This is a genomic window from Glycomyces tritici (assembly GCF_030403505.1).
The window spans coordinates 715,019-739,198 of record NZ_JAUEMJ010000001.1 but is presented as its reverse complement, the minus strand read 5'-3'; the positions used below and the strand labels follow the sequence as shown (position 1 = coordinate 739,198).

The 24,180-nt window shown below is 70.5% G+C and carries 21 protein-coding genes and 1 tRNA gene; 12 read left to right on the top strand and 10 right to left on the bottom strand.

The genetic code is table 11. From position 1 onward, the window contains the following. Positions 1-67: 67 nt before the first annotated feature. The gene (locus tag QWI33_RS03385) at positions 68-1,180 is read right to left on the bottom strand and encodes a hypothetical protein (protein WP_289954887.1); all 1,113 of its coding nucleotides are present in this window, start codon (positions 1,178-1,180) and stop codon (positions 68-70) included. A 436-nt stretch (positions 1,181-1,616) separates the two neighbouring features. Between QWI33_RS03385 and QWI33_RS03380 the strand changes: the two genes are divergently transcribed. Further along, positions 1,617-2,741 (top strand): ABC transporter substrate-binding protein, encoded by a 1,125-nt coding sequence (locus tag QWI33_RS03380; RefSeq protein WP_289954886.1) that lies wholly within the window; start codon positions 1,617-1,619, stop codon positions 2,739-2,741. A gap of 56 nt (positions 2,742-2,797) precedes the next feature. On the opposite strand, the gene QWI33_RS03375 is transcribed toward QWI33_RS03380, so the two are convergent. From QWI33_RS03375 to QWI33_RS03360, 4 genes are read right to left on the bottom strand one after another with little or no spacing between them, the layout of a single operon-like run. Beyond that, complete coding sequence (locus QWI33_RS03375) at positions 2,798-3,706, bottom strand: ABC transporter ATP-binding protein (protein ID WP_289954883.1); 909 nt, start codon at positions 3,704-3,706, stop codon at positions 2,798-2,800. 8 nt (positions 3,707-3,714) lie between these two features. Next, positions 3,715-4,653 (bottom strand): ABC transporter ATP-binding protein, encoded by a 939-nt coding sequence (locus QWI33_RS03370; RefSeq protein WP_289954880.1) that lies wholly within the window; start codon positions 4,651-4,653, stop codon positions 3,715-3,717. Next, positions 4,643-5,686 carry a branched-chain amino acid ABC transporter permease gene (locus QWI33_RS03365; RefSeq protein ID WP_289954878.1) on the bottom strand — a complete coding sequence of 348 codons (1,044 nt, stop codon included), beginning with the start codon at positions 5,684-5,686 and terminating at the stop codon, positions 4,643-4,645. Before QWI33_RS03365 ends, QWI33_RS03370 begins: the two co-directional genes overlap by 11 nt. A gap of 9 nt (positions 5,687-5,695) precedes the next feature. After that, positions 5,696-7,021 (bottom strand): branched-chain amino acid ABC transporter permease, encoded by a 1,326-nt coding sequence (locus tag QWI33_RS03360; protein ID WP_289954876.1) that lies wholly within the window; start codon positions 7,019-7,021, stop codon positions 5,696-5,698. Positions 7,022-7,393: 372 nt separating this feature from the next. On the opposite strand from QWI33_RS03360, the gene QWI33_RS03355 reads away from it, so the two are divergent. From QWI33_RS03355 to QWI33_RS03335, 5 genes are all read left to right on the top strand, one after another. Then, positions 7,394-7,467 (top strand) — tRNA-Ile (locus QWI33_RS03355). 704 nt (positions 7,468-8,171) lie between these two features. After that, positions 8,172-8,915: a hypothetical protein gene (locus QWI33_RS03350; RefSeq protein WP_289954874.1), complete on the top strand. Its 744-nt coding sequence runs from the start codon at positions 8,172-8,174 to the stop codon at positions 8,913-8,915. Then, on the top strand, positions 8,912-9,220 hold the full coding sequence (locus QWI33_RS03345; RefSeq protein WP_289954872.1) for a hypothetical protein: 309 nt from the start codon (positions 8,912-8,914) through the stop codon (positions 9,218-9,220). The genes QWI33_RS03350 and QWI33_RS03345 overlap by 4 nt, the downstream gene beginning before the upstream one ends. 18 nt (positions 9,221-9,238) lie before the next feature. Continuing rightward, positions 9,239-10,198, top strand: a complete 960-nt coding sequence (locus QWI33_RS03340; RefSeq protein ID WP_289954870.1) for a hypothetical protein — start codon at positions 9,239-9,241, stop codon at positions 10,196-10,198. Continuing rightward, the gene (locus QWI33_RS03335; RefSeq protein WP_289954868.1) at positions 10,189-11,565 is read left to right on the top strand and encodes a hypothetical protein; all 1,377 of its coding nucleotides are present in this window, start codon (positions 10,189-10,191) and stop codon (positions 11,563-11,565) included. Before QWI33_RS03340 ends, QWI33_RS03335 begins: the two co-directional genes overlap by 10 nt. A gap of 394 nt (positions 11,566-11,959) precedes the next feature. Here QWI33_RS03335 and QWI33_RS03330 read toward each other — a convergent pair whose 3' ends face one another. After that, positions 11,960-12,733, bottom strand: coding sequence for an SDR family oxidoreductase (locus tag QWI33_RS03330; protein WP_289954866.1), 774 nt, complete (start codon positions 12,731-12,733; stop codon positions 11,960-11,962). Positions 12,734-12,835: 102 nt separating this feature from the next. Between QWI33_RS03330 and QWI33_RS03325 the strand changes: the two genes are divergently transcribed. Next, positions 12,836-13,690 (top strand): helix-turn-helix transcriptional regulator, encoded by an 855-nt coding sequence (locus QWI33_RS03325; protein WP_289954865.1) that lies wholly within the window; start codon positions 12,836-12,838, stop codon positions 13,688-13,690. Positions 13,691-13,876: 186 nt separating this feature from the next. Continuing rightward, positions 13,877-15,082: an MFS transporter gene (locus QWI33_RS03320; protein WP_289954862.1), complete on the top strand. Its 1,206-nt coding sequence runs from the start codon at positions 13,877-13,879 to the stop codon at positions 15,080-15,082. Positions 15,083-15,232: 150 nt separating this feature from the next. Here the strand turns inward: QWI33_RS03320 and QWI33_RS03315 are convergent, their stop codons facing one another. Both QWI33_RS03315 and QWI33_RS03310 read right to left on the bottom strand, forming a co-directional pair. Then, positions 15,233-16,213 carry a zinc-binding dehydrogenase gene (locus QWI33_RS03315; protein ID WP_289954861.1) on the bottom strand — a complete coding sequence of 327 codons (981 nt, stop codon included), beginning with the start codon at positions 16,211-16,213 and terminating at the stop codon, positions 15,233-15,235. Positions 16,214-16,348: 135 nt separating this feature from the next. Further along, positions 16,349-19,510 (bottom strand): AfsR/SARP family transcriptional regulator, encoded by a 3,162-nt coding sequence (locus tag QWI33_RS03310; RefSeq protein ID WP_289954859.1) that lies wholly within the window; start codon positions 19,508-19,510, stop codon positions 16,349-16,351. 203 nt (positions 19,511-19,713) lie between these two features. Between QWI33_RS03310 and QWI33_RS03305 the strand changes: the two genes are divergently transcribed. Then, positions 19,714-20,529: a putative hydro-lyase gene (locus QWI33_RS03305; protein ID WP_289954858.1), complete on the top strand. Its 816-nt coding sequence runs from the start codon at positions 19,714-19,716 to the stop codon at positions 20,527-20,529. Positions 20,530-20,558: 29 nt separating this feature from the next. On the opposite strand, the gene QWI33_RS03300 is transcribed toward QWI33_RS03305, so the two are convergent. Continuing rightward, positions 20,559-21,290, bottom strand: a complete 732-nt coding sequence (locus tag QWI33_RS03300) for a winged helix-turn-helix transcriptional regulator (RefSeq protein WP_353895344.1) — start codon at positions 21,288-21,290, stop codon at positions 20,559-20,561. Positions 21,291-21,450: 160 nt separating this feature from the next. Here QWI33_RS03300 and QWI33_RS03295 point away from each other — a divergent pair, with 160 nt between their 5' ends. The 3 genes from QWI33_RS03295 to QWI33_RS03285 all read left to right on the top strand — a co-directional run bounded on the left by QWI33_RS03295 (position 21,451) and on the right by QWI33_RS03285 (position 22,891). Then, positions 21,451-22,062 (top strand): carbonic anhydrase, encoded by a 612-nt coding sequence (locus tag QWI33_RS03295; protein WP_289954852.1) that lies wholly within the window; start codon positions 21,451-21,453, stop codon positions 22,060-22,062. A 26-nt stretch (positions 22,063-22,088) separates the two neighbouring features. Continuing rightward, a complete protein-coding gene (locus tag QWI33_RS03290; protein ID WP_289954850.1) occupies positions 22,089-22,379 on the top strand; it encodes a 4a-hydroxytetrahydrobiopterin dehydratase in 291 nt (96 codons plus the stop codon). A gap of 152 nt (positions 22,380-22,531) precedes the next feature. Beyond that, the gene (locus QWI33_RS03285; protein WP_289954848.1) at positions 22,532-22,891 is read left to right on the top strand and encodes a hypothetical protein; all 360 of its coding nucleotides are present in this window, start codon (positions 22,532-22,534) and stop codon (positions 22,889-22,891) included. Here the strand turns inward: QWI33_RS03285 and QWI33_RS03280 are convergent. Next, positions 22,888-24,135, bottom strand: coding sequence for a pyridoxal phosphate-dependent aminotransferase (locus QWI33_RS03280; protein WP_289954846.1), 1,248 nt, complete (start codon positions 24,133-24,135; stop codon positions 22,888-22,890). The two genes, QWI33_RS03285 and QWI33_RS03280, sit on opposite strands and share 4 nt — an antisense overlap. Positions 24,136-24,180 lie beyond the last annotated feature (45 nt).

Genomic DNA, 24,180 nt, shown 5'->3' with positions numbered 1-24,180 from the left:
TTGCAGATTTGTGCGGAATTGATTGCAGGACTCGACCTTAGGCCGGGTCCCGCAATCGGTCAAGCCCCTATCGGACCACTCCCGTGTCGACCCTGCCCCGCCGGATCGCGTAGGCGAACGTCGCCGCGCCGAGGGCGGGGCCCCACAGCCAGAACGGGAACGACCAGATCAGCTCGGGGGCGTCCTGGCGAATCCCCAACGCCGCCATGGGCACCGCCATGAACGTGAACACCCCGGCCATGATCGCCCCGGGGACGATCGCGACCATCGGCGGCACTGGGCGGCCCTTGAGGGCGAACATCCAGAACGGCCAGCGCTCGCCCCACCGCTGCGTCAGGCCCAGGCACAGCACGCCGCCGCCGAGCGCGGCGAAGCCGAGCAGCAGGCCCCAGATCCGCATCTCGAGCGGAAAGTCCTCGCCGACCGGGCCGCCCGCGTAGGCCCACGGAGTCAGCCAGCTCATGCGCACCAGGCCGTAGGGGAGGGCGCAGGCGAACGCGGTCCAGGCGGCGATCCGGCCCCACTTCGCGGCGCGCTCGGGGGCGAGCCACTCGGGCGCGGGCTCGCCCTCGCGGCGCTGCAAGCGCAGCAGCATGGTCAGCGCGCTCCAGACGACGGCTCCCGCGAGCGTCCAGATCTGCGCCAGGAAGTAGCCGCCGATGCCGACCATGGTGGCGCCCAGGTCCTTCGCGAATCCGACGACCGCGGGGTAGTCGACGACCCCGGTCACGCCGAGCGCGACGAGGACCGCGGCGATCACGGCGGCGGTGACGAGGCGGGCGATCGTGCCGCGGGCCACGAGGACCGGGACGACGACGGCCGCGATCGGGATGAGGAACGCGCACAGGTACCCGGCGAGCGAGATGGGCGAGATCGTCGTCAGCAGCAGCCCGAAGACCGCGGCGTAGAGCGCGGTGAGCGGCCACAGCTTCGGCTTGGCCCGGGCGATGAGCAGTCCGCCGACGCCGGCGGCGATGAGCGCGGCGGGCGCGAACCAGTCGGGCAGCGCTGCGGGGAGCGGGATCGTGGGCTCGTAGAGCTCGTGCGAGTAGGGGCCGCTCTCGGGGTCGAGGAGCTGCCACAGCCCGAACGGGAGGGCCAGGAGCGACCAGAGGAAGGCGGCGAGCACGGTCGCCCGTGCGAGGCGGGTGGGCCGTCGGAGCGGCGTTCGCGTTGTCATGCTTACAGACTCGCGGTCTGGCGCGCCCGGCCCCTCCCGCGAGCGGGCGACCGGCCTCCCCTTGCAGGGGCGACCGTGCTCCCCCTGCCGGGGGAGCCGCCCGCGGGGAGGGCGGCCCGAACGTCGCTGGGCGGCAACACGGACGACCTGCGATTGCAATACCTGTACGAGAAGGTCACGGACTCATCACAAACAGGATCGGGTGTGGTCACGACCGCTGTCATCAGGTTCCCTACTGCCATAGTGTGTAACTCGGATCACGCAAACCTCCAATCTCTGCCGCGTGTCCTCTCGAACAAAAAAACTAGGAGCAACCATGTCCCGCTTTCCCCGAGCTCTGCTGGCAGTGGCCACAGCTGGTATCACAGCGCTCTCCATCACCGCGTGCGGCGACGATTCGGATTCCGGCGGCGCTGCCGACTGCGAAAGCGACGGCTTGAAGATCGGCACGATCCTGCCGCAGACCGGCTCGCTCGCCTTCCTCGGCCCGCCCGAATTCGCCGGCGTCGACCTCGCCATCCAGGAGATCAACGAGGCCGGCGGCGTACTCGGCTGCGACGCCTCGGTCATCCACCAGGACTCGGGCGACACCACCTCGCCCATCGCCAGCGAGTCGGCGGACGCGCTCATCCGCCAGGGCGTGCACACCGTCATCGGCGCCGCCTCCTCCAGCGTGTCGCTCAGCTTCATCGACAAGCTCTACCAGGAGGGGATCGTCCAGATTTCCCCGGCGAACACCTCGCCCGAGTTCACCACGTACGCGAACGGCGACTACTACTTCCGCACGGCCCCTTCGGACATCCTCCAGGGCCGCGTCCTCGCCGACACGATCATCCAGGACGGGCACGAGAAGATCATCATTCTCGCGCTCCAGGACTCCTATGGCACCGGCCTCGCCGAGGCCGTGGAGCAGAACTTCACCGACTTCGGCGGTGAGGTCATCGACACGATCGTCTACGACCCGGCCGCCACCGAGTTCTCCGCCGAGGCCGGCCAGGTCGCCGACTCCGGCGCCGACGCGGTCGTCCTCATCACCTTCAACGAGATCGTGAACCTCGCTCCCGCGCTCGCCGAAGAGAACATGAGCGCGCAGGACCTCGGCTGGTACTTCGTCGACGGCAACCTCTCCAACTACGGCGACCAGTTCCCCGAGGGCTTCCTGGAGGGCGCCAAGGGCACCTACCCGGGTGCCGACACCGCCGCCATCCAGGAGCGCCTCCTCGGTGTGGACCCGGAGCTGACCGACTTCACGTACGGCCCCGAGTCCTATGACGCGACCGTGCTCGCCGCACTCGCCGCACTCCAAGGCGGCGAGGTCGACTCCGAGGTCATCAAGGAGAACCTGATCGGCGTCAGCCGCGAAGGCACCAAGTGCAACGGCTACACCGAGTGCGCCGACCTCCTGAAGGACGGCGAGGACATCGACTACGAGGGCTACTCCGGCCCTATCGAGTTCTCGCCTGAGGGCGACGTCTCCGCCGCCACCATCGGCGTCTTCGAATACCAGGCCGACAACACCTTCGTGAACCTCGGCTACACGTTCGGCGACCTCGAAGAGTAAGCAGCGAACACCAACGGCGATGCCCCTCGGGACCACAGGACCCGAGGGGCATCGCCTTATCCGTGTTCTAGCGGGCCGCACCCGCGGACGCCTGCGCCGTCAACGCTCTCGGCGAAGCTTGCGAGCCGTAAATTAGCTCGGCCCAGCGTCCCCAGGTACAGCTCGACCACCTTCGGATCGTCGATCAGGCTCGCACCCGGACCGGTGTAGGCACTGCGGCCCTGGTCCAGCACGTAACCCCGGTCGCAGATCTGGAGGCACCGCCGAGCGTTCTGCTCGACCATGACCACTGTGACCCCGGTCTGGTTGATCTGCTTGGTGTTGAAGAAGACCTCGTCCTGCATCGCCGGGGACAGCCCCGCCGACGGCTCGTCCAGCAGCAGCACCGTGGGCTCCATCATGAGCGCCCGGCCCATCGCCACCATCTGCCGCTCGCCGCCCGAGAGCGAGCCGGCCCGCTGCGCACGCCGCTCGCCCAGGATCGGGAACAGGTCCACCACGAACGCGAACCGCTCACGGAACGCCTTGGGCCGCAGGAACACCCCCATTTCGAGGTTCTCCTCCACGGTGAGCGCCGCGAACACGTTGTTCGTCTGCGGCACGAACCCCACGCCCAGCGGCACCAGCTGGTGCGCCTTCCGGTTCGTGATGTCCTGGCCCCGCAGCGTCACCGCTCCCGAGGTCACCCCCACGAGCCCGAACATCGCCTTCAGCAGCGTCGACTTCCCGGCCCCGTTCGGGCCGATGATGCCCACCAGCTCGCCCTCGTTCGCGTACAGGTCCGTGCCGTTCAGGATCGACACGCCCGGCAGGTACCCGGCCTGCACCTCGTCGGCGCGCAGCAGCGCGTCCTGCGAGGCCGCCAGGTGCCCCTCGCGGGAGCACACCTCCGTGTCCGAGTCCGGCGTCGCCTCCAAGGGCGCGCCCGTCGGTCCGATGCCGACCGCAGTCTCGTTGTCGCTCATGTCGTCTCCTAACGCTGAGCCGCGTCGTGGTGGGCGCCCAGGTACGCGTCGATGACCCGCCGGTCCGCCGAGATCTGGTCCGGCGTGCCCTCCGTGATGAGCTGCCCGGCCGCCATCACGGCGACCCAGTCCGCGATCTCGTGGACCATGTCCATGTCGTGCTCGACGAACAGGACCGTCATCCCCTCCTCGCGCAGGTTCTTGATGTGCTCCAGCAGCGTCTGCTTCAGCGCCGGGTTCACCCCGGCCATCGGCTCGTCGAGCATCACCATCTTCGGTTCGAGCATGAGCGCGCGGGCCATCTCCAGCAGCTTGCGCTGGCCGCCGGAGAGCTCCCCGGCGTAGTCCTCGCGCTTGTCGATGAGTTTGAACCGCTCCAGCAGCTCCAAGGCCCGCGTCCGGTTCGCCGCCTCCTGCGCCTTCCACAGGGGCGGGATCAGGCCGGCCCAGAAGCGCTCGCCGATCTGGTCGGCGGCGCCGATGAGCATGTTGTCCATGACGCTCATGCGGGTGAGCGCCTTCGTCAACTGGAACGTGCGGACCATGCCCGCCCGCGCCACCTGGTACGAGCGCATCCGGTCGGCGCGGCGGCCGTCGAACACCCACTCGCCCCGGCTCGGCCGGTCGAAACCGGTGAGCAGGTTGAAGAACGTGGTCTTGCCCGCGCCGTTGGGCCCGATGAGGGCGGTGATGGTGCCCCGCTGGACCTCCAGGTGCGCCACGTCGACGGCCACCAGGCCGCCGAAGGCCCGGCGCACGTCCGTGGCGTTGAGGATCGGGTCCTGCTTCGGCGCACCGGGTTCGGGCGGCACGTCCGCCAGCGACGCGCGCGCCGCGGCGATGCCCGCCCTGGCGCTCTTGTCCGCAACGGCCGGTTCGGCCGTCTCGGTCTCCGGCGCCGCTTCACCGGGCTGCGCTTCATTGGGCATCGAGGCTCTATCGGACATCGAGCATCAGCTCCCTTTTGTTGCCGAGGATGCCCTGCGGCCGGAAGATCAGCAGCAGGACCATGCCGAGGCCCAGCAGGAAGAACACGAGCGGCCCCACCTGCGTCTGGTTGATGAGCTCGGGCGAGATCAGGTCCGCGGTGATCGCCTGGCTCAGGCCCTGCGAGAAGACGGTGTACAGGAACCAGAACAGCGCCGCCCCGAGCACGGGCCCGAAGATCCGGGCCGCGCCGCCGAGGATCAGGACCACGTAGAAGTAGAACGTGAAGTCCGTCGAGAACGTGTCGGGCTGCACGTTCGCGCGGCTCAGCGCGAACACGAACCCGGCCACCGCGCCGATGACGCCGCCGATGACCAGCGCCTGCATCTTGTACGCGAACACGTTCTTGCCCAGGCTCCGCACGGCCTCCTCGTCCTCGCGGATGCCCTTGAGGACCCGGCCCCACGGGCTGTGCACGAGCAGGGCCAGCACGATGCAGAAGAACGCCACCAGCGCCCAGCCGATCGTCATGACCCACAGGTCGCGGTGGGAGTACTGGAGGTCGAACAGTCCGAAGTCGACGGTCAGGCGGCCGCTGTCCATGGAGATGAACCCGAACGTCCAGGTCGCGTCCTCCGAGAGCGGGTTCAGCTCGAAGAACGGGTCGGAGAACCCGCGCATGCCGTCCGAGCCGCCGGTGTGCTCCGACCAGACCGTGGCCCGGAAGAGGCGGCGCACGATCTCGGCCGCGGCGATCGTGACGATCGCGAGGTAGTCGGCGCGCAGCCGCAGTGTCGGAATGCCCATGAGCAGGGCCAGCACCACAGCGCAGCCCAGCCCGACGAGGATGCCCCACCAGAACGGCAGCCCGAAGGCCACCACCGCCAGTGCGAGCCCGTAGGCCCCGACCGCGGCGAACGCGGCCTGGCCGAAGTTGAGCAGGCCCGTGTAGCCGAACTGGAGGTTCAGGCCGATCGCGCCGAGCGCGTACACGAGCATCGTCGGCCCGATGGCCTGCGTGAGCGCCTGGCTGAAGACGAAGTGCCAATCCATTTCGCTCTCCTAGCCGATTCTCTCGCGGCGGCCGAGGATCCCCTGCGGCCGGGTGAGCATGATGATGATGAGGACCGCCAGCGCGCCGACGTACTTCAGCTCGGGCGCGACCACGAGGGTCGACATCTGCACGAACACGCCGATGAGCATCGCGCCGACGAACGCGCCGAATGCGGTGCCGAGCCCGCCGAGCACGACCGCGGCGAACACCATGAGCAGCAGGTGCTGGCCCATGTCGAACTTCACGCCGTCGCTGATGCCCAGGAAGACGCCGGACATGGCCGCGAGCGCGCCGCCGATCGTCCACACCAGGCGCACGACCTGGTTCACGTCGATGCCGGTGGACTCCGCGAGCGACGGGTTGTCCGCGACCGCGCGGGTGGCCTTGCCGAGCCGCGTGAAGACGAGGGCGAGGCCGACCGCGATGCAGACGACGAGCGCGATCGAGCCCGTCACGACCTCCTTCGGGGTGATCACGAGCCAGCCGAAGTCCCAGGGCTGCTGCCCCACGAACTCGTTGTAGCGCTGGCGTTCGCCGCCGACGAAGAACAGGGTCACGTTGCGGATGAGCAGGGCCACGCCGATGGAGATGATCATCATCGAGACCAGGCCGGTGCCGCGGCGGCGCAGCCGCGCCCACAGGCCCCAGTCCTGGAGCCAGCCGAAGGCGGCGCCGAGGATGACGGCGGCGATGGCCGCGACCCAGACGGGCACGCCGAAGGTGAGGTTGAACAGCAGGGCCATGACCGCGCCGAAGGTGACGAGGTCGCCGTGGGCGAAGTTGGTGAGTCCGGTCGTGCCGAACACCATGGAGAGGCCGACCGCCGCCAGGGCGATCATGAGTCCGAAGTGGAGTCCGGAGAACAGGAGGCTGACGGCGCGGGTGGCGCCGCCCTCGTCCTCGATCTCGGCGAGGTTCTCGCCGTTCTCCGCCTCGTCGGCGCCGGTGCTCGACTCGTCGTCACCGGGGGTCTCGCCGGTCGCGTCGCCGCCGGAGGAGGGTTCGTCCCCGCCGGGTTCCGCGCCGCCGGCGACCTGTGTGTCGAGCGGGAACAGCACGGTCCTGTCGGAGCTGATGGTGACTTCGAGCTCCGGCTTGCCGTTGCGCACGACCAGCCCGTCGGGCAGGGTGGACTCGTCGAGCACGACGACGTAGTCGCCGCCCGCCTCGAGCGGTACGGCCCAGGTGCCGTCCTCGGCGCTCTGGACCGTGGCGACCTCGGTGCCGGAGGCGTCGGTCACGGTGATGGAGACTCCTGCGACCGGCTCGTCCTGCTGGTTCTCCAGGGTGCCGTGGACGCCGAAGGCGTCCTGGGCGGTGGCGCTGCTGTTCACCCCCAGACCCAGCAACAGGCCGGCGAACGCAGCCGACAGCAACAACACTGCACGTCTCAAAGGGCCCCCTCGGGAGGTTTGGGCTTCGGAACCCGCGCATCGTGGATTGTTCGAGAAACACGAAACGACGGGAGTGAGACGGATCTTATGGAGAGCTGGGTAACAACTGCAGGTGTCGTTATCAAACCGTTGCAGTTGTGGCCCAGATGTTACCGGAGACCACCCTCGTCTCGCCCTGTTGTTCCCTACGCCCGTTGCGCCCGCATTCGGGACCGATGAAGTCTCCGCGACGATCCCGCGGCGCCGTCCCGGTCCCGGCCATCCCCTCCGGACACCGAGGGGCCACGCGGTGTGAGAGGATATTGCCCGCTCGGGGCAGTAGCTCAGCTGGTTAGAGCAGGGGACTCATAATCCCTGGGTCGCGGGTTCAAGTCCTGCCTGCCCTACAAGAAAGGCCCTGGTTACAGGGCCTTTTTCGTGCGACTCGCCGTGTTCTCCCGAGCTCTTGTCCATCGGCCTGTCCACGACATCGTCGCCCTCTTCCACCGCGGCGACAGCTGGGCCGACGACGTCGAGTCGAGGACACCGCCGGTGGCGAACGCGAAGACCGCCATCACCGCAGCGGTAAGGATCAGGACCGGATGGGCCCATATCCGCGGGTCGGGACCGCCGTAACTGCCATCCGCCACGCCTCTGGCCCAGAGAGAAGCCATACCGATTACCGCTGCGAGTTATCAAGGTGATGAGCGCTGGGAGGCGGGGCCTTGGCGACAGCAGATCCGCTGCGGTCTGGACGACCGCTCGGCGCTGCAACCACCGAATCGGTTGACCAATTCGATCCATTCTCACCAGGCCTCCTCGAGAGAACGGTGCTCGGGCTGTGCGGGAGCACAGCGGCGAAGCTTGCGAGCCGTATTCGAGAACTGCTGTCTAGGCTGACCTGGACCATGCTTCGAAGGGGCCCAAGGCTTAACCGCCTTGGGCCCCTTCGTTCCGTCCTCGCACCGCTTTCAGTGTTCCAGGCATCCGCTCACCCGGATATCACTGGCCCCCAAGGCCTTTCAAAGTCTCGGTCCTCTGCGGATCTGTTGTGGAGGCGTGCAGGGCTTCGCTATCGTCGGAGGTCCACCCACCGAAACGAGCGAAACCAGTGAGCGACACTGACGCGATATACACCGACATTGACGAATTTGTAACCATCCGCGCCGGGGAGCAGATCGTCATCGAGCTGTCCTCCCAGACCTTGGGCCGCCCCCCAGGTGAGATCGCCAGGCTGATAACGGAGGTCGCCGAGCGCCTCCCGCGTCCCGGCACGGAGGCCGAGGAGGTCGTGGCCGCGAGCCTGACCGCGATAGGCGAACTCCAGGAGGCCATGGCCGGCGGCGGCTACGAGGCGTTCGCGGCCATGGCACGCCGGCGCCTGGGCATCGAGGCGGTGCCGGACGGCGCCGTCCCCTTCGCCGTCGAGAAGCACGACCGCGCTCTCGGAGCGCACCTCGGCGGAGTCCTGAGCGCCTTCCGCGAGACCGCTGCGGCCAGAGAGGAAGCACCTGCCGATGTCCTCCTCGCCGAGGCGGTCAGCGGCACCGGCGACCTTGCCGTCGTCTCCACCACCGAGCGGGTCATCGCCGAGGTCCGGATCGGCGCCGCCGCCCGCCAGCGCGGTGTCGAAGGGCTCGGCCAGCGCCTCACCGAGCTCGTCGCCGAGGCCCGCGAGAAACTGCGCGAGCTCTCGAGCGACCAGGTCCGCGAGCGACTGCCCGCAGACGTGGTGGCGACCATCGACAATGCCGAGTCCGGCGCCGCCGAGGACGTCTGGGCGACCGAGGCGTTCTTCGAAAGCACCCTCAATGCCGGTGACGACATCAAGCGAAGGATCAGCGAACGAGCATGAGCAGAGTATTCGATGCCCAGTTCATTACCGAGATGAACGCGAACATCACCAACAACGTGGTGCCCATCTTGGAGTCGACCAACGAGCCCCTGGGGAACCTCGAGTCGATCGACCGCAGCCTCTACACCGTTGTGACCCTCACCATGGCCGTCGCGTACACCACCGCGGTGTCGACCGTGACCGAGGCGATGGCGGGGGCCGGGCAGTGCTTCCAAGAGCTCCACGACGCCGTTGAAGGATGCGTCACCGACATGGAGGAAGCGGACAAGTCCTGCGCGACCGCATTCAGCGGCAACGGAAACTAGCTGAGGAGCACCACCCCGATGACCATGGGAGAAACCCTGTTCGACGCGGGCAGCCAGATGTCGCCGTACTTCAACGGGGTCATCAAGAGCTGCGCGCTCGCCATCATGCCGCCCGCGATCGCGTTCAGCCTGGGCGTGCAGACCCTGGCGACCAGCATTTACATGAACCAGTGCAATCCCGGCGACCTGACCAAGGCCGCCGGCGCGTGGTTGACGCTCGCCGAACGCAACATGGACGCCGTCGAGGCCCTGCGGGCCGAGGTCGAATCCGTCAACGACGAGAACTGGTGCGGCGAGGACGCCGGCGGCTTCAAGCAGAAGTCCGAGGACTTCATGCAACAGCTCACCGAGCTGGCCGTGAACGCCTGCCTCGTCGCCTCCGCACTGCTCGTCATGGCAGCGCTGCTGGCCGCCTACTGGGTGTTCCTGCTGACGGTCACGATTGTCATGAACGCCTTCCTGGTCGCCTACCTCGCGGCGCTCGCCACCGGCATCGGCGCGCCCGCGGCGGCCGGGATCCGGGCCAGCGCGACCGCGGTGGCCGCCACGATGGCGGGGTTCGCGAAGACCGCAGAAGCCGGGATCTCCACCGCCGGGCATACCTGTGCGGCGTTGATGGGGGCGTTCACGGCCTTCACATGGGTCTTCCAGAAGGCCAACGGCAACCCCGCGAGCCCGCTCGACGCCGCGGGCGCCAGCATCGCGAACATGATCGAGGGCTTCGGCACCTTCTTCGCCCGCAAGTTCACGATGACCCCGGCCGGCCGGCACGCGAACACCGGCTACTGGCAGCACGGCGTCCAGTCCGTCACGAACATTTTCCCGACCTACCAGGGCGGGAACTTCTTCGACTCCGAAAGCTGGAACGGCGGCTACGACGGCGGCGGTGCGGGCCTGGGCGTCGCCGACGGCCTCGCCAACACCGCGCAGAGCCAGGACTGGTGGCCCTCCAATCCCACCGAGGTCGAATGGAGCTGACCGCGGGCCGCAGCCCCTGCTTCAAAGCGCCTTGGCGCGCTTGGCGGATCGCCCCGATCGGGCGGATGCCGAGCGCGCCGGGCGGCGGGGTGCTGCGGCTGCGGACCGGCTACTGCCGGGGCCTGGGCGGCAAGCCGCTCGGGCCCCGCGCCGAGGCGTACCGGGCGCGCCGGTCCGCCGGCGACCCGGTCGCGAGCATGGACGACCTCAAGGCCGGTCTCGTCCCGGTCGTCCTCGTGGACGGCAGGGCCGTTGCGGCCGGATGGGGTTCGATCGACCTTCCGCTCACGGCCGGGCGCCACCTGGTGGAGGTGCAGAGCCTTCACTCGCGGACGTGGCGAGCCGTCGACATCCAGGCCGGATCGAGAACGGATCTCGACTACGTGGGCGTGCTGGGTGAGGTCCATCGGAACTTCGCGATTGGACGGCTGCACGGCGCCCTCGCCGCGAACACCGGCCACACGCTGGGCCCGCGCGGTCGGTTGAACTACCGCCAGTACCTGCCCGCGCTTGCAGGGCACCGCCGCAGCGCCGTCCTCGCCGTGGTCGCGATGCTGCTGTGCCCGCTGATCCTCGTCGGCGCCGTGAGGCTCGGACTACTCACCGCCGGAGGGCCGGTGCCGGAGGCGGCAGGGTTCGTCTTCGTGTTCGGCATCCCCGTTGCCGCTCTTGCGGGGTGGGCGCTGCGGGTCCTGTGGACCTACTTGCGCTACAACCGGCTCCCGCCCGAAGCGCCGCTCGACACCCGGCCCTTCACACCCTCCGAGCTGGCCGCACCGACCGTACTCGACCCCGAAGGCGAGACACCGGCGCTCAGCCCGGGCTCGGCCGGTCTGCTCATCGAAGCCCGATTCGTCAAGGCCGACTTGTCCTCTGAGGAACTCGCCCGCCAGCTGCCCTCCGGGCAGGCCCGCATCAACGGCGCGCAGCGCAAGGCCCTCGACTGGCTCGGCGAACTCGTCCCCATCCGCCACCGCACCGCCGTGCCCGCGCCCGAGCTCGTGCTCGACGGTGCTCGCGTCGCGGCCTCTTGGACGCGCATGTGGTTCGAGGTCGCCCCCGGACTCCACCGCCTCGAGCTGAGTGCTCCCGAAGCGCCCCTTCCCGTCCCGGGAGGCTCCGACGATGCCGCGCGCGAGGTCGCCGCATTCGAGGTCGCCGCCGGGCAGATCGCGCGGATCGAACTCGTCATCGACCTCACCGCCGTGCCCGATCCCGAGCGATCGATCCTGCACCGCTGGGATGCGCGCATCGACCGGTTCGGGCCCCGAGGCGCGCAACCGGAGACTCCCGCGCCGAAGGTGGATCTGCGCGGCGGCCTGCGGCGCATGTGGACCAATCGGTACTGGGAGGCCCCCGAGCGCTGACCCGACCGCGTCGGGCACGGATTCGGTCTACGAGAAGTCCGCGGCGACTGCGCGTGGGCGTGCGGACGAGATCGTGGCAGGCTTCCTCGACGACAACGCGAAGACCCGCAACCTTGCGCGCCGGCTCATGGATCAGGCCATGGCGCAACGGGCAGTACCGCAGGTATCTGAACCGCAAGGCGACTGATCCGAGGCAGAGGTCCGGCGGGGAGCGGTGCTGTCGGCGTTTGCGCAGCGAAGCCTCCGGTGCATCCACCTCGTCAGCGCCTCGGCGTCATCGGGAGAGCCGCACCGGCGGCCGCGCCGAGCACGGCGCGGCCGGGATGCTCACCCCTTCATCCGCGGCGTGCTCGGCGACCGATGGTCGGCGTCCCGCCGGACCGGATCGAGGCCCCTACCAGGGGACCACCGCGGTGTCGAAGTACTCGTTGCCCTCCTGGAAGAACCCGCCGTTCGGGCCGTCCTCCCCGATGAGCGCCAGCTCGACGGCGGCGCCCGCGGCGTCCTCGGGCCGGCGCGTCCCCTGGTTGCCGTTGAGATCGGTCGCGGTGTAGCCCGGGGTCATCGCGTTGATCTTGATGCCGGTGGGCTCCAGCTCCTTCGACCAGGAGACGGTGAGCATGTTCAGCGCCGACTTGGAGGCGCCGTAGGCGCCGGCCTGCATGGACGCGAACGGCTGGTTCGGATCGGTCATGAAGCCGAGGGAGCCGACCTCGCTGGAGACGTTCACGATCCGGCCCGCGCCCGCCCTGCGGATGAGCGGGAGGAGTGCGTTGGTCACCGAGATGACGCCGATGACGTTGGTCTCGAAGACCTTCCGGGCCGTCGCCACGGTGAGCTCGCTGGTGTTCCAGTCCCCGTCCGCCAGGGCGATGCCCGCGTTGTTCACGAGGATGTCGAGGTGGTCGAAGTCGTCCTCGACCCGCTTCGCGGCGGCGGCGACCGAGGTTTCGTCGGTCACGTCGAGGTGGAGGAAGCGGGCGTCCAGGCCCTCCTCGCGCAGGGCCGCGGCGGCGGTCTCGCCGCGCTCCTCCGAGCGGGCGCCGACGAGCACGGTGTGGCCCTGCTTTCCGAGGGCGCGGGCGATGTGGAAGCCGATGCCCTTGTTGGCGCCGGTGACGAGGGCGATGCGGTGCAGTGCGGTCTTGGGTGCGGTGGTCTCGTTCATGTCCACGATCCTGCGCGCGATCGCGGGCGCTGCAAAGAGGACCGTTTATGGTGGTACCGGCCGTACCTGGTTCCGGGCGGCGAACCGGGGGATGATCGACCCATGGACCGCCAGCAGCTCGCCGACTTCCTCCGCACCCGCCGCGCCGCCCTCAAGCCGGGCGACGTGGGCCTGCCCGAGGGGCCGCGCCGGCGCACGCCCGGCCTGCGGCGCCAGGAGGTCGCGCAGCTCGCGGGGATCTCGGTCGAGTACTACATCCGCCTCGAGCAGGCGCGCGGGCCGAAGCCGTCCCGGCAGGTCCTCGGGGCGCTCTCCCGGGCGCTCATGCTCGTCCACGACGAGCGCGCGCACCTGTTCAACCTCGCCGACGAGCGGCCCGACACGAGTGCGGCGAACCGCGGCGAGGTGCCTTTTACCATCCGCAACCTCCTGGCCGGTCTCGACGACTACCCGGCCTATGCGGTGAACGCGGCCTACGACATGCTCGCCTGGAACCCGACCGCGGACCGGCTGATGGGGTGGCTCTCGCAGCTGGAGCCCGCGCAGCGGAACATCCTGCGCACGAACTTCTCGGGCCCGCACGCCGCCGCGGCCCTGTCGGACGAGCGCTATGCGGGGTTCCTGCGCCAGTGCGTGGCCGATGTGCGCGCCTCGCTCGCCCGCGACCCGGCCGACTCGGTGCTGCGGGCGCTGGTGGACGACCTGCTGCGGTCGAGCCCGGAGTTCGGGGAGCTGTGGGCCGACCACGAGGTCGGCGTCCGCACCGTCCAGACCAAGCAGGTCGTGCACGAGGAGTACGGGCCGCTCGAGTTCGACTGCCAGGTGCTCGAGGTGCCCGGCACCTGCTTCCGGCTGATCTTCTATGTGCCGCAACCGGGTTCGCGCACCGCCGAGGTGTTCGCGATGATGGCGGCATTGACGCCGGTCACCGCCGAAACACCCGGGCGGCGTTCGTAACGCGGCGGCGACGGACATCACGCCAGGATTTCATCTCCAAGCCTTTTACTCCGTGGGCGAGTGTATTTATGATTGGTGCGGAGGCGCGAGCCTCCCGTTCTTGACAGCGACCGGTACGGCAAGGAAGCAGCCGGTGACAGCCTCAGCGTTCTCACCCTCCTTCTCTTCTTCCCGGAGCTGCTTTCCATGCGCATGCCCCTGTTCGCCATGTCAATCGGCGCGTTCGGCATCGGCACCGCCGAGTTCGTCATCATGGGCATCCTGCCCCAGGTGGCCGCCTCCTCGGGCGTCTCGCTCGCCGAGGCCGGCCTGGCCGTCTCGGCCTACGCCATCGGCGTGGTCCTCGGCGCCCCGCTGCTCACCGTCGCCACCACCCGCGTCCCCCGCAAGCCGCTGCTCATCGCCCTGATGGCGTGGTTCGCGGTCGCCAACCTCGTCACCGCCCTGGCCCCCGACTTCGGGACCCTGCTCGCCTCCCGGTTCTTCGCCGGGCTGCCGCACGGCGCGTTCTTCGGCGCGGCCGCGGTGGTCGGCGCGAGCCTGGTCTCCTACGAGCGGCGCGCCCGCGCGATCTCGGGGATCATGTCCGGCCTCACCGTGGCCACGATCATCGGCGTCCCGGTGAGCGCCCTGCTCATCGGCCAGTTCTCCTGGCGCTGGATCTTCGCCGCGGTCGCCGCGCTCGGCCTGGTGGCCGCCGCCGCGATCTGGGCCACCGTGCCCGACACCCGCGGGGTCATCGTGCCCACCAAGGCGTCCGACGAGATCCGGGCGATCCGCTCCAAGCGCGTCCTGCTCCCGCTCGTCACGGGCGCGGTGGGCTTCGGCGGCATGTTCGCGGCCTACACCTACCTGACGCCGATCCTCGAAGAGGTCACCGGCCTGGGCACGGTCGCCATCGCGATCACCCTCGCGGTGTTCGGCCTCGGCCTCACGGCCGGGAACATCGTGGGCGGCCACGTCGCCGACCGCGCCCCGATCCAGGGCCTGTTCGCCTCGTTCACGACCATCGCGGCCGTGATGCTGATGATGTTCTTCACGATGGCGAACCCGTTCCTGGCGATCACCGGGGTGTTCCTGATGGCGCTCTCGTCCTCGCTGGTCGGCCCGATCATGCAGCGGCTGCTGCTCGACGGCGCGCACGCCGCCCCGTCGCTGGCCTCCTCCCTGCACCACGCGGCCTTCAACCTCGCCAACGCCAACGGCGCCTGGCTCGGCGGCCTGGCCCTCTCGGCCGGGCTGAGCCTGACCGCGCCGATCCTCGTCGGTGTGGGCCTGGCCCTGGCCGGCCTCGCCCTCTCGGTCCCGCTCGCGCGGGCCCACGCCGAGGCCGAGGTCCTGCCGGTGGTGCCGGCCCACCTGACGACCGCCGAACTCGCCCGGGCCTCCTAAGGCCCGACAGCCGCCCGGCGGCCTACCGGCCCCGAGCCGCCAGGTCCCGACCCGATGACGCCGCCCCGGCCAAGCCGCCGGGGCGGCGTCGCCGTGTTCCCGGTGCCCGCGGCGCGCACCGGTGCATGGTCCGCTTCCGGACCGTACCGGCTACGGGACCAGGACCACCTTGCCGGTGGTGCCCCGGTTCTCAAGGGCGCGATGGGCTTCGGCGGCTTCGGACAGCTTGAAGGTGTGCACCGCCGGGCGGAGGCGTCCCGCTCCCAGCTCGGCCAGCGAGCGCTCTTCGAGGGCCCGGAGGCCGCCCAGTTTCTCGAGGAGCTTCGGGCCGAGCGCGCCGGAGACCGTGAGGCCGCGGCCCACGATGTCCGCGACCGTGGCCTCGGTGGCCTTCCCGGCCGACCACCCGAAGACCACCATGCGGCCCCCGAAGCCCAGCCGGTCGAAGGCCGCCCGGCCGGTCTCGCCGCCCACGGAGTCGAACAGCAGGGTCGCCTCGCGGCCCTCCAACGCCTTGTCCAGCACCGAGGTCCAGTCCGCGGCCTTGTAGTCGATCGCCGCATCGGCCCCGTTCTCGGCGACCTGGCGCACCTTGTCCGGCCCGCCCGCCAGGCCGACCACGTACGCCCCGGCGTTCTTGGCGGCCTGCACCAGGAGGGTGCCGATGCCGCCCGCGGCGGCCGGCACGATCACCACGTCATCACTGCTCACCGGCCCGACCGCGAGGACCATGAGCGCGGTGCGGCCGGTGCCGATCATCGCGATCGCCTCCGCGAACCCCGCGCCCTCGGGGATCTCGTGCACGTTCGCGACCTCGCGCACGGCCTTCTCGGCGTACCCGCCGGAGGCGAACCCGAGGTGGGCGACCACGCGCTTGCCGATCCACGACGGGTCGACGCCCTCGCCGACCGCGTCGACGATCCCGGCGGCCTCGCGGCCGGGGATCATCGGCAGGTCCGGGAGCGGGTACGGGCCGCTCTTGTCGCCGCTGCGGAAGGTCGTGTCGAGCAGGTGGACGCCGGCGGCGCGGGTCGCGATGCGCAGCTGCCCGGGGCCGGGCTCGGGGTCGGCCACCTCCTCGTACACGAGCACTTCGGGGCCGCCGAATTCGTGGTGCCGGATCGCGTGCATGTCGTTCCCTCGCTGTCGTTCGGATGCGTTCGCATCGGTGGGTGTGGACACCACTGTAGGAACCGGCCGACTGGGACCGCATCTGTCGAACGACTGGACCCGCCCCTGACCAAAGTCATGGGCGGCCGCGGGCGTTCACGCTTTCGGGTGAAGATCGGCGGCGTGACGACTCGTTACCCGGATTCCTGTCGGACCTGCCGGAGACCATTGACGCAGGCTGGTCGGCCCCCGGGTGGGTGGGGTGGGTGCTTCGCCGGTCGGTAAGCCCGGGTCGATGCCCAAGGCGCTCAAGAGGTCCCGCGACTCCTCGCGGCACCGCTCGGCCTCGCCCGCGAGCCCGGCCGCCTCGTAGGCGTTCGCCAGCGCGAGCAGGCTGCGGGCCTGGCGCAGCGGGTCGGGCATGGCCGCGAAGACGTCGCACGCCTGGCGGCCCAGGCTGATCGCCTTGCGCAGATCGCCTTCGGCGGTGTGGAGCTTGCACATGACCCTGGCCTTGACCGCGAGCGACTCCGAGGTCTCGTACCGGGCCAGGTGCGCGACCCGCTCCAGGGTGTCCCGCACCTGCTCGAACTGCTCGGCGTCCACGTACAGGTCGGCCAGCCAGTAGGTGTAGATGAGCTGGTGGCGCCAGTTGTTGAACTGCTCGACGAGTTCGAGGCTGCGCAGCAGCGCGGCCTCGGCCCGCGGGTAGTCCTCGTCGGCGCGGTGGACCGCGAACTGCCGGAAATAGAGCCGCGACCGGAAGTACTTCGAGGGGTGGTCGCTGAGCATCTCGGCGATCTCGCGGCTGAGGTGCTCGGCGGCGCTGATGCGCCCTTGGTCGACGTACAGCTCCGAGAGCGACAGCAGCGGGTAGACCGTGGTCGGCCCGTCGGGGGCCGCCGCGTCGAGGTCGCGGGCCTTCAAGAGCAGCGCCTCGGCCTCGGCGAAGATCCCCATGCGCCGCAGCACGGTGCCGAGCGAGGTGAGGACCTCGACGCGCACGTCCCGGTTGCCGGAGCGCTCGGCGGCGACGACGGCCTCGCGCAGCAGCGACACGGCCTCCCGGTACCGGCCGAGCTGGGTGAGGGTGGTCGCGAGGTCGTTGCGGGCCTTGCCCGTGGCGTCGCCGTGCGGGGTGAGGCGCAGGTACTCGAGGGTCTTCTCCGCGTACGCCTTCGACTTGTGGAGGTCGCCGGACGCGAAGGCCACCGCGTCCGCGAGGGCGTAGGCGCGCACGGCGTCCATCGGCTCGTCCGAGCGCTTGCCGGTCTCGATGCCGAGTTCGGCGACGTGGGCGAGTTCGGGCAGCTCGTAGAGGGAGTCCGAGAGCGCCCGCCGGTTCGCGGCGTCGTCGCGGTAGCCGGCGTCGGCGAAGGAGATGAGCCGGGCGAGGAGCCGCGAGACGTGCGGGTGGCCGTTCCATTCGAGGAAGGTCGCCACGATGTTGCGGTACTCGAGCACCGGCAGGCGCGTGGACCCCTTCGCGTACCACGCGACGGCCTGCTCCCGGAGCCGTTGCAGCGCAGCCGGGTCGAAGGCCGCCTCCGCTTTGCGGCGGGCGTACTCGCGCACCAGGTCGTGGAAGCGGTAGCGGCCGGGCCGGTACTCGTCGATGCGGTGGGCGGCCACGAGGTTCGCCAGGAGCCGTTCGGCCGCTTCGGGTTCCCACGTGACGAGCGCGCACGCGAGCCCTTTGGAGAAGTCCGTGCCCGGCAGGCACGCCAGGTTGAGGTACAGCAGCTCCTCTTCGGGTTCGAGCGCCTGGTAGGACAGGTCGAACGCGGCGGCCACGGTCGTCGTGGGGTCGCCTTCGACGGCGAGGCGGGAGAGCCGGTCGTGCCCGGCGAGCGCCGTCGCGGTCGCCGCCAAGGTGGTGCCGGGCTGCGCGTCGAGGTTGGTGCCGACGATGCGCAGCGCGAGCGGGAGGCCGCCGCAGAGGTCCGCGACCCGTTCGGCCGCATCGGGTTCGCGTCCGACCCGGTCGTCCCCGATGAGGCTCTCCAGGAGCCGCACGGATTCGCCGCCGTCGAGTGCGCCCACGGTGACCTGACGGATGTCGTGCGCGGCGGCGAGGTCGGGGAGCCGCCCGCGGCTGGTCACGACCGCCACGCAGCCGGCCGTGGCCGGCAGCAGCGGCAGCACCTGGGCCGAGTTGCGGGCGTTGTCGAGGAAGAGGAGCGTCCGGGTGTCGGCCAGGCGCGAGCGCAGCAGCGCGGCGGCCTCGTCGAGGTCGGAGGGGATGGCCTCGGTCGGGACGCGCAGGGCCCTGAGGAACCCGGCGAGGGCGTCCAGCGGGGCGAGCGAGGGCGTGCGGTCGAAGCCGCGCAGGTTCACGTACAGCTGCCCGTCCGGGAACCGCTCGCGCACCAGGTGCGCCCAGTGGAGGGCGAGCGTGGTCTTCCCCGAGCCGCCGATCCCTGAGATCACGGCGACCTGCGGGCCCCCTTCGAGGAGCCGGTCGAGCACCGCCAGCTGCGCGGCGCGGCCGGTGAAGTGGACGCTGTCCGAAGGCAGCTGCGCGGGCGCGGGGAGTTCGGGGCGGGGGGCCGGGGCCGCGGTTCGCGGTGCGGCCCTGAGGGACGGGTCGTCGCGCAGGATCGCGGTGTGGAGCTCCTTGAGGCGCCGGCCGGGGTCGATGCCGAGCTCCTCGGCGAGTTCGCGGCGGATCGACTCGTACACGTCGAGGGCCTCGGCGGGCCGGTCCTCCCGGTAGAGCGCGGTCATGAGCAGCTCGGCCGTGTGCTGGCGGTACGGGTGGGCCTCCAGGACCCGCCGCAGGTCGGCCACCACGGACACGCCGGTGGCGAGCGCGAGTTCGAGTTCGGCGCGGGACTCCTCGGCGGCGGCGCGCTCCTCGTCCCAGCGGCGCGCCCCCGCCGCGATGACGCGCCCGCCGAGCCCGGCGAGGGTCGGGCCGCGCCACAGGTCGAGCGCTTCGCGCAGGCTCACAAGGGCCGCTTCGGGTTCGGAGGCCGCCTCCTGCTCGCGGGCGATGCGCACGCTGCGCTGGAACCGCAGCGAGTCCAGTTGCTCGGGACGCACGCGCAACCGGTAGCCGTCGCCGACGGTCTCGAGTTCGCTCGTGCCGTTCGGCAGCAGGATGCCGCGGGCGCTGGCGACGGTGTTCTGGATCTGGCGCCGCGCGGTCGCGGGCGGCAGCTCCTCCCATATCGCGTCGACGAGCTTGGGCAGGGGCACCACGTGTCCGGCCTCCAGGAGCAGCACGGCGAGCAGCCGGGGCAGGACCCGCCCGGGCAGTGCCACGGGCAGGCCCTCCAAGGCCAGCTGCAGGGGCCCGAGGATGCCGAAGTCCACGGTCCACCTCCCGGGGGAGTCGAGGTGCGGCCGTCATTGGCGGGGACGGTTCCAGTCTATGGGCAGTTGATGATCATTTGGGAACGGTTGCAAAGGGTTTGCGCAGAGTGACGGTGCAGGTACCGGTGTGTGTCTCATGAACGACTCGTGAAGGTCTTGACGCGCCCGCCACGAGGCTCGACGTATCGAGCAGAGGAGGAGCGATGTTCACGAGACAGCGTCCCGAGGCCCAGACCAAGCCTCACGAGGCCCGCGCCAGGTTCCGCGGCGGCCTGGTCGCCACGACGAGCGGCTGGTCGCACGGGTACGTGCAGGCCAACCTGGTGTCGGTGCCGTCCCGCCATGCGATCAGCCTGCGCCGCTTCGCGGTCCGCAACCCGCGGGCCTGCCCGCTGCTGGACGTGGTGGGGCCCGGCCGGTACTGGACCGACCTGGCCTTCGGCGCGGACCTGCGCCGCGACCTGCCCGCGTACCGGGTGTGGCAGAAGGGCGAGCTGGTCGCCGAGCGCACCGACGTGGCCGACCTGTGGGGCTCGGACCTGGTGACCTTCCTGACCGGCTGCACCTTCACGTTCGAGCCGTTCCTGGAGCGCGCGGGCATACCGCTGCGCCACCTCGAGCAGGGCGTCAACGTCCCCATGTACCGCACCTCGCTGAAATGCCTGGGCGCCAGGCGCTTCCGCGGCCCCGTGGTGGTCTCGATGCGGCCCATGCCGGCCGCGATGATCGACCTCGCCGCGGCGGTCACCGCCGACATGCCGTACGCGCACGGCGCCCCCGTCCACATCGGCCGCCCCGGCGCGATCGGCATCCGCGACCTCGACCGGCCCGACTTCGGGGACCCGGTGCGCCTCCACGACGGCGACGTACCGGTGTTCTGGGCCTGCGGTGTGACGCTTCAGGAAGCGGTGGTCAAGGCGAAGCTGCCGTTCGCGATCACCCACGCGCCCGGGCACATGCTCATCACCGACCGCCGCGCCAGGCCCGGCGGCACCGGGGAGATCCGCCTGGTTTCATGAGCACCGCATCCGTAGAACGGACCCGGCCGCTAAACCGGGCCCGGCGTCGCCCCCGCCGATGCCGGGGCCGGCTCCGGCAGGCGGAACAGGCCCAGGAACCGCTCGGCCATCGCCTGGTCGCCCTGGACGGTCACGCGGCCCGCGTGCAGCGAGACGTCGAGGCTGCGGTTGCCCAGCGTGAGGCGCTTGAGCGTCTCGGCATCGGTGCGGATCACCGCGTGCGGGTGCTCGGGCCGGCCCGGCGCCAGGAGCAGCTGCGCGTCGATGATCTCGGCGATGAACGGCCGGTCGTCGACCCACAGCTCGAACGCCGCGTCGAACCCGCGCGCCGCGACCGGCATGAACAGCGTCCGCATCGACAGGATCAGCGCGTCCGCGCCCATCGGCGCGTCCAGCGGGATCGCTGCGGAGCGGGCGCCCCAGCGCAGCAGGAACACGATGACCGGTTCGAGGTCGCGGCCCCATTCGGTGAGCTCGTACACCTTGGAGGCGGCCGGGGGCGGCAGGCGGCGCTTGGAGACCACGCCGTGCGTCTCGAGTTCGCGCAGCCGCTGCGAGAGGACGTTGGCGCTGGCCCCGTGGAGGCCGACGCGGAGATCGGTGAAACGCTTGGGGCCCAGGAGCAGTTCGCGGACGATGAGCAGCGACCAGCGCTCGCCCACGAGGTCGAGCGCGTGGGCGGCCGGACAGCCGTCGCCGTAAGTGCGCACGGGTCTCCTCCAGAGCACAGAGTGGGGTGTGAAACCGCTGGTGAATCCCATTGCGGTTGTATGTATTCATCATAGAGTCACGTAAGGCGAGCCTCAAGTCCTGGTTAATGACCAACAGATCTCGAAACGGTAACGTGCGCTCTGTAAAAGGTGCGTGTCCGCTCTCGCGTCCGGGTTGCGCCGGGCGGGATCGTGCGGCACCATTCAGGGCGTGCCAGAACTGACCGCCTCCTCACTGATGGAGCACCAGCAAGCCGCCAACACGTTGGTCGCCCTCCTCGAGGGCAACGGCCGATTCATCGCCGGCGAGCCCCGCTACAAGCGCGACATCACCGCGGCCCGCGAGGCCGCACCCGGGCAGACCCCCAGCGCCGCCGTCTTCACGTGCATCGACTCGCGGGTGACCGCCGAGAGCGTGTTCGACTGCGACTTCGGGCAGCTGCTCGTGGTCCGCACGGCCGGGCACGTCCCGGACCGGGCCGCCGTCGGCTCGCTCGAGTTCGCCGCCGCCGAGCTCGGCATCGCGCTCGTGGTGGTGCTGGGGCACGAGCGGTGCGGCGCGATCAACGCGGCGCTGCACGCGGTCGAGGACGACGCGCACGACCCGCGCACCGACTACCTCGTCGAGCAGCTGTGGCAGCCGGCCTCGCAGGCGTGGTCGGAGACGAAGGAGCCCGAGGAGGCCGCCTCGCGCGCGATGCGGCTCCAGGTGCGCCGCACCGTCGCCGACCTGAGCCGCCGCGAGAGCCTCGACGGCGTCCTGGTGGTCGGCGCGGTCTACGACCTGGACACGGGCAGAGTAACCCTCATCGACGAGAACTGATCGCGAAGAGCTGTCAGAATCAGGGTATGAGCGACCAACCCTTGACCGAGGCCGAGATCGAACTCGCGCTGTCGGACCTCCCCGGCTGGAGTCACGTCGGCGACCGGCTGGAGCAGACCTGGACCTTCGACGGCCACCTCCGGGCGCTCGCCGCCGCGACCGCGGTCGGCTTCCTGAACGAGCAGCGCGGCCACCACGCGGACCTCACCGTCAACTACGACAAGCTGCGCGTCTCCGCGACCACCCACTCGGCAGGCAACAAGGTGTCCGCCAAGGACACCGAACTGGCGCGGGCCGTCAGCGACCTCCTCGACTGAACTCCCAACGGATCTGCTCGATCGGCCGCGCGGGAGTGGCTCCTGCGGCCTGTGGTGCACCTGTGCCACCTATGCGTACTACCAGGGGAAATGGGGAATGCATAGGGTCTTCATCTCTGCGAAGATGAAGTGAGCACAGGTGGGAGCACCTCATGGACGCAATGGACGCATTTGCCGCGCGGCCTTCCAGTACCGACAAGCGCATCGCCCTCGACCGCCTCGCCACGGCCCGGCGCAAGGGCGTGCTCGACGCCCGGCAGTACCGCCTGCGGCGCCGGATGGCCCAGCGGGCCCGGAGCGTCGCCGACCTCCAGGCGCTCCTGCTGGACGTCGGCGACGACGAGCTCGGCGGCGAGGACCACTGGCGGTACGGGCGCTGGCGCGGGCCGGTCAGGGAAGGCCGCGAACTCGAGATCCAGCGCTTCGTGGGCGCGCTGTTCGTCGTGGCCGCCATCGTGGCGGTGATCGTCTGCGTGTCCGTGGCGATCGTCCTCTACAGGCACTTCAGCTAGGCGACGAGCGCCTTCAGCTTGTCCCGCAAGGCGTCGAGGGACTCGGCGAGCCACGGCATCTCCAGCGGGTCGTCCGACATGAGCGCCGCGAGGCGCTGGGAGTCGGACTCGCCGTAGAGGCCGGTGACGGCGACGCGGATCGTCAGCGCCGCCGGGTCGTCCCCGAACGCGTCCCCCGCGATGACCACGATCCCGAACTCGTCCAGCAAAACCTGGGAGAGGTCGGCGCTGGTGCGCACGCCCCAGCGCTCGGCCAGCGCCGCGCGCAGGGGAGCGAACTCCGGCCACACGTAGAACCCGCCCTGCGGGACGCGCACCTGGCAGCCGACCGCCGCGAAGATCTCGGCGACGGCGTTCGCGACCGCGCCGTGCAGGCGCCGCGCCATGGCGACCCGGTCGACGAGCTCGGCCGGGTCCGACCAGGCGTAGGCGGCGGCGTGCTGCATCGGCAGCGGCGCCGAGGACCAGAGCTCGGAGGCGATGCCGCGCACCGACTCCTGGAGTCCGCGGCCCAGGTCCGAGTCGGGGAAGCGGGCCGCGCCGATGCGCCAGCCGCCGAGCGCGTAGTTCTTGGAGAGCGCGGTGGTCGTGACGGTGCGCTCGGGCGCCCACTCGCTGGGGGAGGGGAAGGCACCGGGTTTGAACACGAGGTCGCGGTAGATCTCGTCGGCGACGATGACGAGGTCGAGTTCGCGGGCCTTGGCGCACAGGGCCTGCACGGAGGCCTCGGAGGCGAGGCGGCCGGTCGGGTTGTCCGGGAGGGTGACCACGACCAGGCGCGGGTCCCGGCCGGCGGCGCGGGCCTCGCGCACGGCCGCCTCCATGAGGGCCGCGTCGGGAACGCCGCCTTCGCCTTCGGGCACGGGCACCCGGATCGGCTCGCGGCCGAGCAGGTGCGACTGGGCGGCGTAGGAGACCCACGCGGGGCGCGGGAGGACGACGTCGCCGCCGATGGCGTGCTGGAGCGCGAACAGCAGCGGCTTGGAGCCGGGGCCGAGGAGCACCTGCCCGCCTTCGGTGGGGTTGCCGCGGCGGGTCCAGTACCCGGCGGCGGCGTCGCGGGCCTCGTCGGTCCCGGCCACGGGGCCGTAGGCGATGCGGCCGGCGGCCTGGGCGAGCCGCTGGCTCAGCAAGGGGTGCACGGGGATGCCCGCCTCACCGAAGCCGAGCGCGACCACCTCCTGCCCGGCGGCGCGGCGCGCGGCGATGGCTTCGTTGGCGGCGAGGGTGGCGGAGACGGTCACGGTGACTCCCTGGTGGATGGTCGTGAGACGTGGACCAATCTCCTC